General features: G+C 70.6%; 10 protein-coding genes. 9 read left to right on the top strand and 1 reads right to left on the bottom strand.

The genetic code is table 11. The features are described from left to right. Window positions 1-24 precede the first annotated feature (24 nt). The 9 genes from BK819_RS00625 (at window position 25) to BK819_RS00585 (ending at window position 12,856) form a co-directional block, all read left to right on the top strand. On the top strand, window positions 25-270 hold the full coding sequence (locus BK819_RS00625; protein WP_083391601.1) for an AbrB/MazE/SpoVT family DNA-binding domain-containing protein: 246 nt from the start codon (window positions 25-27) through the stop codon (window positions 268-270). Continuing rightward, entirely contained in the window at window positions 267-632 is a 366-nt protein-coding gene (locus tag BK819_RS00620) for a type II toxin-antitoxin system VapC family toxin (protein ID WP_071327470.1), read from the top strand. The genes BK819_RS00625 and BK819_RS00620 overlap by 4 nt, the downstream gene beginning before the upstream one ends. Window positions 633-712: 80 nt before the next feature. Beyond that, entirely contained in the window at window positions 713-2,401 is a 1,689-nt protein-coding gene (locus tag BK819_RS00615; RefSeq protein WP_071327469.1) for an ABC-F family ATP-binding cassette domain-containing protein, read from the top strand. Between the two features lie 45 nt (window positions 2,402-2,446). Next, a complete protein-coding gene (locus BK819_RS00610; protein ID WP_071327468.1) occupies window positions 2,447-3,562 on the top strand; it encodes a GuaB3 family IMP dehydrogenase-related protein in 1,116 nt (371 codons plus the stop codon). A 57-nt stretch (window positions 3,563-3,619) separates the two neighbouring features. After that, window positions 3,620-4,378 carry an SURF1 family protein gene (locus BK819_RS00605; RefSeq protein ID WP_083391655.1) on the top strand — a complete coding sequence of 253 codons (759 nt, stop codon included), beginning with the start codon at window positions 3,620-3,622 and terminating at the stop codon, window positions 4,376-4,378. Between the two features lie 307 nt (window positions 4,379-4,685). Continuing rightward, window positions 4,686-9,260 (top strand): ExeM/NucH family extracellular endonuclease, encoded by a 4,575-nt coding sequence (locus BK819_RS00600; protein WP_256209333.1) that lies wholly within the window; start codon window positions 4,686-4,688, stop codon window positions 9,258-9,260. A 103-nt stretch (window positions 9,261-9,363) separates the two neighbouring features. Further along, window positions 9,364-9,876 carry a DUF3817 domain-containing protein gene (locus BK819_RS00595; protein ID WP_060922041.1) on the top strand — a complete coding sequence of 171 codons (513 nt, stop codon included), beginning with the start codon at window positions 9,364-9,366 and terminating at the stop codon, window positions 9,874-9,876. Further along, on the top strand, window positions 9,873-11,459 hold the full coding sequence (guaA, locus tag BK819_RS00590; RefSeq protein ID WP_062635878.1) for a glutamine-hydrolyzing GMP synthase: 1,587 nt from the start codon (window positions 9,873-9,875) through the stop codon (window positions 11,457-11,459). The genes BK819_RS00595 and guaA overlap by 4 nt, the downstream gene beginning before the upstream one ends. Before the next feature lie 8 nt (window positions 11,460-11,467). Next, window positions 11,468-12,856, top strand: coding sequence for a glycosyltransferase (locus BK819_RS00585; RefSeq protein WP_071327466.1), 1,389 nt, complete (start codon window positions 11,468-11,470; stop codon window positions 12,854-12,856). Between the two features lie 55 nt (window positions 12,857-12,911). On the opposite strand, the gene BK819_RS00580 is transcribed toward BK819_RS00585, so the two are convergent. Then, window positions 12,912-15,008, bottom strand: coding sequence for a family 10 glycosylhydrolase (locus BK819_RS00580; RefSeq protein WP_071327465.1), 2,097 nt, complete (start codon window positions 15,006-15,008; stop codon window positions 12,912-12,914). Between the last annotated feature and the right edge of the window lie 87 nt (window positions 15,009-15,095).

Here is a 15,095-nt window from a genome sequence, read left to right as displayed (position 1 = left end):
GAAGGGCAGTGGTATCGTGGGTCGATGGATACCACCTTCGTCGCTCCGATGGGAGACCGCGGCCGTCTGGTGATTCCGGCTGAGCTGCGCGCGCGGCAGCACTGGGATCAGGGCGTTCCCCTCCTGATGATCGAAGCGGAGGGTGGCGTCGTCCTCCTCACTCGCGAACAGGCGAAGGCGCTGATCCGCCGTCAGCTCGAGGGGCAGAGTCTCCTGGAGGCTCTGCTCGCCGAGCGCCGCGCGGCCGCTGCGCAGGACGACGCGGCGTGAGGGTCCTCGACGCTTCGGCTGTGCTGACATTTCTCCAGGACGAGCCCGGTGCCGCCCGCGTGGAGAAGGCTCTCGATGGCGGCGTCATCGGTGCGGCGAACTGGTCGGAGGTGGCCCAGAAGGTGCGCGCCGCCGGGGCCGACTGGGGCATCGCCTCCGGACTCCTCCTCAGCTATCGTCTGACGATCGAGCCCGTCTCGCATCGCGACGCGGAAAGGGCGGCAGCGCTCTGGGCTCGGGGCACCGCGCTCTCTCTCGGAGCCCGGTTGTGCCTGGCGCTCGCCGAACGGATGGACGCGGCGGTGCTGACCGCGGACCGGGCATGGGGCGACGGCGGGCGCATCGAGCAGTTACGACCGTAGCTCGTCCCGGTCGTTGTGCAGCCGCGCGGACTGATAGCCTGGTCGGCTCGCTGTCCGCGGGCGGAAGGACGGCCACGCCTGTGGGGTACATCGACGCATCCGGGATCTCGCTGACGCTTCCCGATGGCAGACCGCTTCTCGACGAGGTGTCGTTCCGGGTCGGGGCGGGCTCGACGAGTGCTCTCATCGGACCGAACGGTGCGGGGAAGACGACGCTGCTGCGGATCATCCGCGGTGAGCAGCCGGCCGACGACGGGGTGGTGACCATCGACGGCGGCCTCGGCGTCATGGACCAGTTCGTCGGACACGGCGAGCCGGGCCAGACCGTGCACGAGCTGCTCGTGCGCGTGGCTCCGACGCGCCTCCGTGCCGCCGCGGAAGCGCTGGAGGCCGCGGAGAACGCCCTCATCGACCGCGACGAGCACGACACCCAGATGGCCTACGCCTCCGCGATCGCCGAGTACGCGGACGCCGGCGGCTACGAGCACGAGACCGTGTGGGACCAGTGCACCGTGGCGGCGCTCGGCGTGCCGTTCGAGCGGGCGCGCTACCGCGAGCTCACCTCCCTCTCCGGCGGCGAGCAGAAGCGGCTCGCCCTCGAGGCGCTGCTCCGCGGCCCGGACGAGGTGCTCCTGCTCGACGAGCCGGACAACTACCTCGACGTGCCGACCAAGCGATGGCTCGAGGAGCGCCTGCGCGCCACCGACAAGACGGTGCTGCTGGTCTCGCACGACCGCGAGCTCCTCGCCAGGGCCGCCGATCGGCTGATCACGCTGGAGCCCGGCGCGGCGGGGTCGACCGCCTGGGTGCACGGCGGGAGCTTCGCCACCTATCACCAGGCGCGCAGCGATCGGATGGATCGGCTCGACGAGCTGCGCCGACGGTGGGACGAGCAGCACGAGAAGCTCCGCGTCCTGGTGGCGAACCTCAAGGTCAAGGCGTCTGCGAACGACGGCTTCGCCTCCCGCTACCAGGCGGCGCAGACGCGATTGCGGAAGTTCGAGGAGGCGGGCCCGCCGGAAGAGCGACCCCCGGCGCAGGAGTTCGACATGCGCCTCCGCGGCGCCAGGACCGGCAAGCGCGCCGTCGTCGCGGACCGGCTGGAGCTGACCGGCCTCATGCGTCCGTTCGACGCCGAGATCTGGTACGGCGACCGTGTCGGCGTGCTCGGCTCCAATGGCTCGGGCAAGTCGCACTTCCTGCGGCTGCTGGCCCGCGGCGGCACCGACCCGGATCCGTCCCTCGGCCACGTGACCGCGGTCGCGGAGGAGCTCACCCCCGTCGCGCACACCGGTCGTGCGGTGCTGGGCGCCCGCGTGGTGCCGGGGCTCTTCGCACAGACCCACGCGCATCCGGAGTTCGTCGGCCGCACCCTGCTGGAGATCCTGCACCGCGGGGACGACCTCCGTGACGGCATGCCCCGCGACGCGGCGAGTTCGGCCCTGGACAGGTACGGCCTCGTCCGTCAGGCGCAGCAGCCGTTCGAATCGCTCTCCGGGGGACAGCAGGCGCGGTTCCAGGTGCTCCTGCTCGAGCTCTCCGGCGCAACCCTGCTGCTCCTCGACGAGCCCACCGACAACCTCGACCTGGAGTCGGCCGAGGCGCTGGAGGAGGCGCTCGGACGCTTCGAGGGCACCGTGGTGGCGGTCACGCACGACCGGTGGTTCGCGCGTTCCTTCGACCGGTTCCTCGTGTTCGGCACAGACGGCGAGGTCTACGAGTCCGACGAGCCGGTGTGGGACGAGCGGCGGGTGGCGCGTGCGCGCTGACCGCCGCGGAGGCCGCCGGGCGCCGGGTAGGCTGGACGGGTGACCATGGAGATCGAGCTCGGCCGAGGAAAGCGCGCGCGTCGCGCGTACACGTTCGACGACATCGCGGTGGTGCCCTCGCGGCGCACGCGGAACCCGGAGGACGTGTCCACCGCGTGGACGATCGACGCCTTCGGCTTCGAGATCCCGGTGCTCGGTGCGCCGATGGACTCGGTCGTCAGCCCGCGCACCGCGATCATGCTCGGGCAGCTCGGCGGCCTGGGGGTGCTCGACCTCGAGGGTCTCTGGACCCGCTACGAGGACCCGGAGCCGCTGCTCGCCGAGATCGCGGGCCTCGCGGAGGACCACGCGACCGTGCGCATGCAGGAGCTCTACTCGGAGCCCATCAAGCCCGAGCTCATCACCCGCCGCCTCGCCGAGATCCGGGAGGCGGGCGTCACCGTCGCCGGCTCCCTCACCCCGCAGCGCACGCAGGAGTTCTACGACACCGTCGCCGCGGCCGGGGTCGACCTGTTCGTCATCCGGGGGACGACCGTCTCCGCCGAGCACGTGTCGAGCGTGGCGGAGCCCCTGAACCTCAAGAAGTTCATCTACGACCTCGACGTGCCGGTGATCGTGGGTGGAGCGGCGACCTACACGGCGGCCCTGCACCTCATGCGCACCGGCGCGGCCGGCGTTCTCGTGGGCTTCGGTGGCGGCGCGGCGTCCACCACCCGCGCCACCCTCGGCATCCACGCCCCCATGGCGACCGCGGTGTCCGACGTGGCGGCCGCGCGTCGCGACTACCTCGACGAGTCCGGCGGGCGCTATGTGCACGTGATCGCCGACGGCGGTGTCGGCACCTCCGGGGACATCGTGAAGGCGCTCGCCATGGGCGCCGACGCGGTCATGCTCGGCGTCGCCCTGGCCCGCGCCACGGACGCCCCCGGTCAGGGATTCCACTGGGGTCCCGAGGCGCACCACCCCAAGCTCCCGCGCGGGCGACGCGTCGAGGTGGGCGGCATCGGAACGCTGGAGGAGATCCTCTACGGCCCTGCGCCCGTCGCCGACGGCACCGCGAACCTCATCGGCGCGCTGCGCAAGTCGATGGCCACCACCGGGTACTCCGACCTCAAGGAGTTCCAGCGGGTGGAGGTCGTGCTGGCCCCGTACGAGGCCTGAGGTCTCCGCATCACCGTGACCGCGCCTGCTCCCTTCCCGCCGACCCTCCGTGAGGTCATGCTGCGGGGACGCTGGATCGCGATGCTGCTGCTGTGCCTCGTCGTCGCCGGGGTGTTCGCCTGGCTCGGCCAGTGGCAGCTGGAGCGGGCGATCGAGACCGATCCGCCGGCGCCGGGGGCGACCGAGCAGGTCCGACCGCTCGATGACGTCGTCGCGCCGGGGGAGTACCTCCCCGAGCCCCTCGTCGGACAGCGCGTGGAGACCGAAGGCGTCTGGGTCCCCGGGGACTTCCTCGTCGTGGGCAGTCGCTTCAACGACGGCGTGGAGGGGTACTGGGTCACCGGCCAGCTCCGCGTCGACGAACGTGTGTCGTTGGCGGTGGCCATCGGCTGGGCCCCGGATCGGGCGGCCGCCGACGCCGCGGTGGAGCGCCTGGAAGCCGAGGCGGACGGAGGCGTGGTCGAGGTCGCCGGTCGCGTCATCTCGGATGAGGGTCCGTCGGTCCCGCCGCGCTCGGATCCGGAGCAGCTGGACCGGATGTCGCCGGCCGCTCTGCTGAGCCGTTGGCACGACATCGAGCAGCTCGACGTCTACCGTCCGTACCTCGCTTCCACGACCGCGACCGCGGGACTCGTCGACATCGCCTCCCCGGCGCCCGACGAGCAGTCGCCGGTCAACTGGCTCAACGTGTTCTACGCCGCCGAGTGGGTCATCTTCGCCGGCTTCGCGTTCTACCTCTGGTACCGCCTGGCGAAGGACGCCTGGGAGCGCGAGGTGGAGGAGTTCGACGAAGCGCAGGGGGCCGCGACCGTCTGACGGCCGTTGCGCATCCGCGCGGCTGACGCTGCGCTTCTGCGCGCCGCGACGGCTCCGTGTGAACCTTCGTCAGGGGGCGTCGCGGCCATTCGGTGAGCGCTGGATGACCAATGGGAAAACTCCGTTGAGGATGTCCGAACCGCTCCGTAAGCTCGCTCCATGTGCGCACGCTGGGAGTTCCCGATGTGTGCGATGACAGCGTCCTGAGCAGCGCCGGAACACGATCGAGGAGACAGCACCGATGATGTCCGCTCCTGAGCACGGGGAGACCCTGACCCCCGTCTCGCACCGCAGAATCCGAGGGCGCGTGGGCGCTCTCGCCGCGACGTGCGTCGCCGCCCTGAGCTTCGGCTCGCTGGTGGCCGCGCCTGCGTCGGCGAACACCGAGGGCACCGGGGTGGTGATCAACGAGGCCTACCTGTCCGGCGGAAGCGCGGGGGCGGCGTTCACGAACAAGTTCGTGGAGCTGTACAACCCGACGACGGCGCCCGTCACCCTCGACGGGATGTCCCTGCAGTACCGCTCCGCGGCGGGGACCGGCGCCTTCAACGGCGTCGCCCCGCTGAAGGGCACGATCCCCGCGGGGGGCTACTTCCTCGTGCAGGGGAACAGCAACGGCACCAACGGTGCTGCGCTGCCCACGCCCGACGCCACCACCACGCTGAGCCCGAGCGGCACCAACGGCACCCTGGCCCTCGTCGAGGGCACCGCCGCGGTGACGCTCACCCCCGGCTCGACGGTCGGCGCGGACGGCGTGATCGACCTCCTCGGCTACGGCACCTCGAACACCTTCGAGACGGCGGCCGCCGCCGCCCCCTCGAGCAACACCGACGTCCGGTCGCTGAACCGCACCGCGGGTGCCGACGCGGACGACAACAAGGCCGACTTCACGCTGTCGGCGACGATCACCCCGCAGAACTCCGGCGGTACCGACCCCGGCACCGACCCGGGGGAGGAGCCGGGCGAGCAGCCCACGACCGCCACGATCGCCGAGGTCCAGGGCACCGGCGACGTCTCGCCGCTCGCCGGACAGCGCGTCCGCGTCGAGGGTGTCGTCACCGCCGACCATCGCACCGGCGGCTACAAGGGCATCGTGATCCAGACGCAGGGCTCGGGCGGCGACAACGACGCGACCCCCGGCGCCTCGGACGGGGTGTTCGTCTTCCTGAACGCGCTTGCGCCCACGCTCGAGATCGGCGACCTCGTCTCGGTGACCGGCACCGTGAGCGAGTACTTCGGTCAGACCCAGATCGCTCCCGCCGCGGTGGCCGACGTCTCGGTCGTCACGGCCGGTGTGGGCGTGCCCGCCCTCACTCCGCTCCCGGACACCGTGCGCGGTGCCGACCGTGAGCAGTACGAGAACATGTACGTCGCTCCGACCGGCACGTACCGGCTCGCGTCGAGCCACCAGCTCTACAACTACGGGACGCTGTGGCTGAACGCCGGCGACGACCTCAACGTCAAGAGCACCGAGACCACGCGTCCCGGGGCCGACGCCGCCGCCATCGCGGCCGAGAACCGCGCCAACCGCATCCTGCTCGACGACGCCTGGTCCATCCAGGTGACCAACAACGGCCACCCGGGCCAGCAGCCGTACTTCACGGAGGACACGGTGGTCCGCAACGGCGACACCGTCGACTTCGGGTCCAACGGCTACGTGCTCCAGTGGGGCTTCGACGACTGGCGGCTGCAGCCGGTCGTCCCGATCGACGACGCGTCCCCGGCGGAGCGCAAGGTCACCTTCGAGGCGACCAACCCGCGCCCCGAGAAGGCCCCGGAGGTGGGCGGTGACGCGCAGGTGGCGTCGTTCAACGTCTACAACTACTTCACGACGCTGAAGAGCGAGAACGCCGACGCCCGCGGCGCGGCGAACGCCGCCCAGTTCGCGATCCAGAAGTCCAAGATCGTCTCGGCCATCAACGGCCTCGACGCCGAGATCGTCGCGCTCATGGAGATCGAGAACTCGGTCAAGCTGGGCAAGCCCGTCGACACCGCTCTGAAGGACCTCGTCGCCGGCCTCAACGCCGACGCGGGCTCCGACGTGTGGGACTACGTCCGCACGCCGAAGGCCCTGCAGGACCCGGCGACGACGGACTACATCACGAACGCGATCATTTTCAAGAAGGACGCCGTGAGCACGGTGGGCGACAGCGCCACCGTCACCGACGAGTCCGTGTGGGGCAACGCCCGCGAGCCGATCGCGCAGGCGTTCGACATCGACGGCCGCGTGGTCACCGTGGTCGCCAACCACCTGAAGTCGAAGTCCCCGCCGCGGGGCGCCGGGGCGGAGCCGGCCGACGGCCAGGGCTTCTTCAACGCCGATCGGGTGAAGCAAGCGCAGGCCGTCCTCGCCTTCACGGACGAGCTGGCCGAGACCAGCGGCAGCAGCGACATGCTGCTGATCGGCGACTTCAACGCCTACGGGCAGGAAGACCCGATCGACGTGTTCACCTCGCAGGGGTGGAGCGACGTGGCCGCCGACAAGGCCGCAGGGCAGTACACCTACACGTTCGACGGAGAACTCGGCTCGCTCGACCACGTGATCGCGTCGCCGTCGCTCGCCCCCTCCATCACGGGCGCCGGCGTCTGGGGCATCAACTCGCCGGAGTGGAGCGATCGCGGCTACGCGTTCGGCGCCACCGAGGAGGGCACCCCGTACCGGTCCAGCGACCACGACCCGATCATCGTCGGCGTCTCGTCGGAGATCCCGCCGGTGAACATCGACGTCGTGACGGTTAACGACTTCCACGGCCGCATCGAGGCCGACGGGGCTGCGGCGGGGGCCGCCGTGCTCGCCGGCGCGGTGCAGCAGTTCCGTGCGGCGAACCCGAACACGATCTTCGCCGGAGCCGGCGATCTGATCGGGGCCTCGACGTTCACCTCGTTCATCAACGACGACAACCCCACGATCGACGCGCTCAACGCCGCCGGTCTGGACGTGAGCGCTGCGGGCAACCACGAGTTTGATCAGGGCTGGGAAGACCTGCGCGACCGGGTGCAGGAGCGCGCGGACTGGGAGTACATCTCCTCGAACGTGTTCCTCACGGAGACCGGTGAGCCCGCGCTCGCCCCGGCCTGGGTCAAGGAGCTCGACGGGGTGCGCGTCGGCTTCGTGGGCGCCGTCACGGAGGATCTCGACTCGCTCGTCTCGCCCGAGGGCATCGCGGATCTCGAGGTGCGCAGCATCGTCGACTCCGTGAACGCGGTGGCCGACGACCTGCGCGACGGGGACCCCGCGAACGGCGAGGCGGACGTCGTCATCCTGCTCGTGCACGAGGGCGCGGAGAGCACCGCGCTGTCTGCGATCACCGAGGACTCGCCGCTGGGCGAGATCGTCTACGGCGTCGACGACGACGTGGATGCGATCGTCTCGGCGCACACGCACCTCGCCTACAACCACGTCATCGACGGCCGACCGGTCGTCTCGGCGGGGCAGTACGGCGAGAACCTCGGCCTCATGAACATCCAGGTCGACCCGAAGACGAAGGAGCTGCTTTCGATCACCAACGAGATCAAGCCCCTCACGTCCGCCGGCAAGCCGCTGTACCCGGCGGTGCCGGAGGTGCAGGCCCTCGTCGCCAAGGCGAAGGCGGAGGCCGACGTGCTGGGAGCGGTGAAGGTGGGCGACATCACCGCCGACTTCAACCGCGCGCGGCAGTCCAACGGCTCGGAGAACCGCGGTGGCGAGTCCACCATCGGCAACTTCGTCGCCGACGTGCAGAAGTGGTCCACGGGTGCGGACATCGCGCTCATGAACCCGGGTGGCATCCGTGCCAACCTGACCTACGCGTCGAGCAACGCCGAGGATCCCGACGGGAACGTCACCTATCGGGAGGCGGCGACCGTCCAGCCGTTCGCCAACACGCTGGTCACGCTGACCCTCACCGGGACGCAGCTGAAGGGCGTGCTGGAGGAGCAGTGGCAGCCGGCAGGCTCGGCGCGACCGTTCCTCAAGCTCGGCGTCTCCGAGGGCCTGGTCTACACCTACGATCCGACGGCGCCCGCGGGTTCGCGGATCACCTCGATCACGCTGAACGGCACCGCGATCGACCCGAACGGGGAGTACACGGTGGCGGCGAACTCCTTCCTCGCGGCGGGCGGCGACAACTTCGCCACCTTCAAGCAGGGCGCGGGCAAGCGGGACACCGGCAAGATCGACCTCCAGTCGATGGTCGACTGGTTCGACGCGAACAAGACGGCCTCGCCGGACCTCGCCCAGCGTGCGGTCGGTGTGACCGTCAGCCCGGCGGACGCCGACGGCTACCGCGCCGGCGACCAGGTGACGGTCTCGCTCTCCTCGCTGGCGTTCAGCGGTGGCGAGGCGGCCCCGGGAGCGGTCACGCTGTCGCTCGGCGACACCCAGCTCGCGGCCGGCACGGTCGACCCGACCATCGTGGACACCACCGACGAGGGCGGCCGCGCCACCCTCACCTTCACGGTGCCGTCCGGGGTGTTCGGTGAGCAGCAGCTCACGGTCGAGGTCCCGGCCACGGGCACGACGGTGCAGGTGCCGTTCACGATCGCCGGCGAGGAGGAGTTCGCGGGGACCATCGCGCTCGGCTCCTCGAAGGTGGCCGCGGGCAAGAAGCTCGACGTCACGGGCACGGGCTACCAGCCCGGCGAGACCGTCACGGTCGAGCTCCGGCCGAAGAAGGGCCAGGGAGTCCAGGTGGGAACGGTGCAGGTCCGTCAGGACGGCACGTTCAGCACCTCGGTGACGGTGCCGAAGAACGCCCAGCCCGGCAAGTACACCGTCGCGGTGGCGCAGGCCGACGGAGACGAGGCCACGGCCACCGTCACCGTCAACCGCGCCGGCGGCATCGGCGGAATCATCAAGGACATCGTCGACTGGCTGTGGGACCTCCTGACCGGATGGTTCTGATGCCGAGCGGCGGATGACGAGGCGGAGGCCGTCGGGGCGACCCGGCGGCCTCCGTCGTTCCCGCGGGGTCGGGGCGTCGCCCGCCGCCGACTAGACTGGGGGCATGCCCGAACCGAAAGTCGCCAGCTTTCCGGCGATCCGCGGTGCGCTGAAGTTCTACCAGATCGCGTCGATCATCACGGGAGTCATGCTGCTCCTGCTGCTCGCCGAGATGGTGCTGAAGTACACGCCGATCCACCTCGAGCTCTTCGCCGGAGGATCGGGCGGCCCGCTCTGGTTCGCCGGCGTCATCGCGGGACCGGACTGCCAGTGGTGGTCGCTGTTCGCGCCGTGGACGAACTCGTGCGAGATGACCTCCCTCGGGGACGGCTTCAACATCTCGCTGTTCATCCTCGTCGCCCACGGCTGGTTCTACGTCGTCTACCTCTTCGCGTGCTTCCGCATGTGGAGCCTGATGCGCTGGCGCTTCCCGCGGTTCATCCTGCTCGCGCTCGGCGGCGTCGTGCCGCTGCTGTCGTTCTTCATGGAGGCGGTCGTCGCCCGTGAAGTCAAGACCTATCTCGCCACCCGAGAGGCCGCCGAGGCCTCCGCGATCGCCCCGGAAGGTGTCCGTTGACCGAACAGTCCGAGACCCAGCAGCGCCCCGCGCTCGTCGTCGACTTCGGCGCGCAGTACGCGCAGCTCATCGCCCGCCGCGTGCGCGAGGCCGGGGTCTACAGCGAGATCGTGCCGCACACCGCCACGGCGGAGGAGATCGCCGCGAAGAACCCCGTCGCGATCATCCTCTCCGGCGGCCCCTCGTCGGTGTACGAGGAGGGCGCGCCCAAGCTCGACCCGTCGGTCTTCGACCTCGGCGTCCCCACGCTCGGCATCTGCTACGGCTTCCAGTACATGGCCCAGACCCTCGGCGGCGAGGTCGCGCACACCGGCCTCCGCGAGTACGGCGCCACGGATGCGGTCATCTCGGGTGACGGCGGCACGCTGCTCAGCGGGCAGCCGACCGAGCAGAACGTGTGGATGAGCCATGGCGACCAGGTCGCGAAGGCGCCCGAGGGCTTCGAGGTGCTCGCGACGACGGAGGCCACGAAGGTCGCCGCCTTCGCGAACGAGGAGCGCGGCTTCTACGGCGTGCAGTGGCACCCGGAGGTCAAGCACTCGGATCACGGTCAGCGCGTGCTGGAGAACTTCCTCCACAAGGGTGCGGGCCTCGCGTCCGACTGGAACCCCGACAACGTGATCGCCGAGCAGATCGAGCGCATCCGCGAGCAGGTCGGCGACGCCCGGGTCATCTCCGCGCTGTCCGGCGGCGTGGACTCCGCCGTCTCGACCGCTCTCGTGCACAAGGCCATCGGCGACCAGCTCACGGCCGTCTTCGTCGACCACGGGCTCCTCCGCAAGGGCGAGCGCGAGCAGGTCGAGAAGGACTACGTCGAATCCACCGGGGTGCGGCTCATCACGGTCGACGCCGCGGAGACCTTCCTCGGTCACCTCCAGGGCGTGACCGACCCCGAGGAGAAGCGCAAGATCATCGGCCGCGAGTTCATCCGCGCGTTCGAGAAGGTGCAGCTCGACCTCGTCGAGGAGGCGAAGGCCGACGGCGGCGCCCCGGTGAAGTTCCTCGTGCAAGGCACGCTCTATCCGGACGTCGTCGAGTCGGGCGGCGGTGCGGGCACGGCCAACATCAAGTCGCACCACAACGTGGGCGGTCTTCCGGACGACCTCGACTTCGAGCTCATCGAGCCGCTGCGGGCCCTCTTCAAGGACGAGGTCCGCGCGATCGGCCGTGAGCTCGGCATCCCCGAGGCGATCGTCGGGCGTCAGCCGTTTCCGGGGCCCGGTCTCGGCATCCGGATCATCGGTGAGGTCACCGCTGACCGTCTCGAGATCCTGCGTGAGGCCGACGCCATCGCCCGCGAGGAGCTGACCAAGGCCGGCCTCGACCAGGAGATCTGGCAGTGCCCGGTCGTGCTCCTCGCCGACGTGCGCTCTGTGGGCGTGCAGGGCGACGGCCGCACCTACGGCCACCCGATCGTGCTGCGTCCGGTCTCCAGCGAGGACGCGATGACCGCCGACTGGACCCGCCTGCCGTACGACGTGCTGTCGAAGATCTCGAACCGGATCACCAACGGCGTCCGCGACGTCAACCGCGTCGTTCTCGACGTGACGTCGAAGCCGCCGGGGACGATCGAGTGGGAGTAGGGGGCGCGATGCCCCCGGTCTCGGCACCGGTCCTCCCGGACGCCGAGTACCTGGTGCTGTCCAGCCGCCTGATCCCGGGTCTGGACGGCGGCTACACGATCGCCACGCTCGCGCGCGCCCGGATGCTCGCTGCCGCGGGCGCGGCGGACGGCGCCGGTCCGCAGCTGCTGACCTTCGATCCGGGGACGATCGCCGACCACGCCGAGCACCGCCGCGTCTTCGCGGAGCGCGGTGCGCTCACCGACCCCGATCGACTGCGCAACCTCTTCGACGAGGCCGTCGCACCGCAGGGCGGAGCCGCCGCCTGGCTGCGTGACGCCGCGGATGCCGCAGTGACGGCTGACCCTGACCGGGAGTACCGCGTGCTCGCGGATCCCGCGGGACGGCCTTTCGCAGCCCTTCCCGTCATCCCCGGCAACCCGGATTGGCACCTCACGGACGAGCCTGTCCTCGTCTACGACGAGAGCGGAGCGGTCGTCGGCGCGCTGCATGGCTTCCGCGGACTCTACGGTGCCTGGCTGGCGCACATCACGGCGGCGCTGGGGGAGCGTCCGATCGTCGTGATCTGCGAGTCACGCCAGCTCGGAGAGCTGATCGCCGACTGGCGCGACCCGCGCGTGCGCATCCTGCACCCCATCCACACCATGCACGTGGAGGCGCCCTACACTCCCGACGCCGGCCTGAACACGCTCTGGACGCGCTGGTTCCGCCTGGCCGACCGCTTCGATGCGGTCATCTGGCCGACCGCCACGCAGCGGGACGACGTCGTGGCGCGGTTCGGTGAGGCCGCCAACCATGTCGTGGTGCCGAACCCCATCGCGCCGGTCGAGCGCCGTGACGACCTGCGCGAGGAGGGCCTCGTGGTCGTGCTGGGTCGGCTCGCGGCCGGCAAGCGCATCGACCATTCCATCCGCGCCTTCGTCGAGGCGGACGTGCCGGGCTCCCGGATGGAGATCTGGGGCACGGGAGCAGAGCAGGAGCGGCTGGCGGCACTGATCGCCGAGCTCGACGCCGCGGACCGCGTGCATCTCTGCGGCTACACCGACGATTCCGCCACCGTGCTCGACCGGGCGTCCGTGCTGGTCACCTCCACTGCGTTCGAAGGGCAGCCGCTCGGCATCGTGGAGGCGCTCCTGCACGGCACGCCGGTGGTGTCTTACGACGTGCGGTACGGCATCCGGGATGTTCTCGGCGCGGGCGGCGGCGTTCTCGTCCCGGCGGGAGACATCGGTGCGCTGGGCGCTGCATTGCGGGGACTGCTGACCGATCCGGACCGTCTGGCGGCGCTGCGTGTCGAAGCGCCGGCCGTCGCTGCGGCGTGGAGTCCCGAGCGCTCCGCGGATGCACTGGTCGCGACCATCGCGGCCGCCGTGCAGGCGCCGTCGCGGCGCCGCTGAACCCGACCGTCGCGACCGCCGGGAGGTCGCGAGCGACTCCCGGCGGTCGCTGGCGTCATCGCGTGCGGCGTCTGCGCGCGGCCACGACCGTGGTGACGGCGCCGGCAGCCAGCAGCAGGCCGCCCAGCAGCAGAGCGACGATGGGGGCATCGCCACCCGTCGTCGCGAGATCACCGCGCTCGCCACGCGTGGCCCCGCTCCCGGGTGCCGTGACGCCGTCCTCACCCGCAGCGCCCGGGTTCGACGGGCTGCCGGGGTCCGTCGGTCCGGTCGGATCCGTCGGAGTGCCCGGATCGGTCGGGTCCACCGGCTCGTCCACGGCGACAGCCACCGGTCCACTCTCGACGGCGGCGGCATCCAACGCGGTCACCACCCAGGTCTCCGTCGCGGCGCGCGCGGCGGCGGGGGCATCGTCGGCGGGGAGGGGGAAGCGGAGCGACGCCGCGCCGCCTGCCCAGACCGTGTCCACCAGTGCGCCCGGCGTGGCGACGATCTGCGCCGGATCACCGGTTCCGCGATAGATCGCATACTGGCGGGCCTCTTGCGCGTCCCCGGCCTGCCAGCGGAGCTCGCCGTCGACGATCTCGGGTGCCGCTGGGGCGGCCACCTGTCCGTCCGAGAGCCAGGGCTTGGCCGGAACGAGCGTGGGGTGGGCGAAGGCCTCGCCCTCGAGGAGCTCGATCGCGGCGTTCTTGGCCTCGTGCTTGGGCTGCTGATCCGCGGGCAGAGCGGCCAGGTCGCTCGGCTTCATGTCGTTGTAGCTGAACAGGACGCTGCCCTCGATGCCGTCGAGCTTCTGGTTGTACCGGATCTGGTTCGGCACCTCCTCCGGGTTCATCCAGGCCTGCTCCCAGCCCCCGTTGTTGACGTGCTTGTAGAGCGCGTGGCCGACATAGACCTGGGTGCGGCTGCCTGCTGCCACGTCGCTCCACCACTGCGCGAGCTCCCCGTAGGGGGCGGCGGCCTGATCGAAGCTCCAGTAGATCTGCGGCACGATGTAGTCGATCAGCTCGTCCTGCACCCACCCGCGGGTGTCGGCGAAGATCGCCTGGCTGTACGTCTGCGACGAACTCGTCGGCGTGTGGGACCCGGCCGGGTCGAGCGCCTTGTGCTCCCAGATCCCGAACGGGCTGATGCCGAGCTGCACGGCAGTGCCGCGCGCCGCGTTGCCGGCGTCGATCGCGTCGCCGACGAGGGTGATCAGACCCGTGATGTTGTCGCGCCGCCACGCCTCGATGCCGGCGACGGTGTCGGGATAGCCCGCCGTGAGGCCGAACTCCTCGAACGTCGCGCGGTCCTCGCCCTGCGCGCCGAAGAACACGTTCTGGCCGTCGACGGTGATCCGGTACGGGTAGAAGTAGTCGTCGAAGTGGATGGCGTCGACGTCGTAGTTCTCCGTGATCTCGGCGACGGTGGCCGCGACGTACGCGGGAACCTCGGGCTGGCCCGGGTCCAGGAACAGCTTCTCCTCGAAGGACAGCACCCAGTCGGGGTGCTGCACGGCGAAGTTGTCGTCGGCGAGGATGCCGGCGTCGTTCAATGCCGCGATGTACTGCGGGATCGAGAGCGCTTTCACCTCGTCCGCGGTGAGCCCGAGGGCCGTGAGGATCCCCGGCGAGGTCATCTTCGCGTTGGTCACGCGATAGGGGTTCAACCAGGCGTGGAACTCCATGCCGCGCGCGTGCGTGGCCTCCACCATGCGCTGCAGCGGGTCGTACCCGGGATCGGCGCCCTGGGTGCCGGTGAGGAACTCGGACCACGGGTTGAGCGCCGAGGGGTAGTACGCGTCCAGCAGCGGACGCACCTGGAAGATCACGGCGTTCATGTTCCAGGAGGCGAAGTCGTCGAGCACCGTCGCGTAGCGGGCGTCGAAGTCCGCCGCATCCGCGGGCTTGCCGAAGTTCAGGTTGCCGATCGTGCCGACCCAGGCACTGGAGAAGCGGCGGTTCTCCGGGGTCAGCGTCGTGGGAATGGCGACCTGCTCGCCGGATCCCGGATAGGTGTACACGGGCTCCGTGCCGTAGCCATAGGCGCCGGAGGTGTCCTTGACGTACCGGGTGAGCGGCTCCTCGTCGGGGGCCGCTCCGGCGGTCGTGGGGAGCGCCAGCAGGAGCAGGGCGGCCGCGGCGGTGGCGGCGATGCGTCTCTTCATCGAGTCCTCGTTCGATCTGGAAAAGAATTTCCACTGAAAGGGGTTGAACTGAAACTCTATGCCGATGCGGCTCTCGGCAGAAGACCG

The organism is Microbacterium sp. LCT-H2, from assembly GCF_001866135.1.
GTDB lineage: Bacteria > Actinomycetota > Actinomycetes > Actinomycetales > Microbacteriaceae > Microbacterium.
Note: the sequence above shows the minus strand (reverse complement) of the source record. Positions and strands in the feature narration are given on the sequence as shown.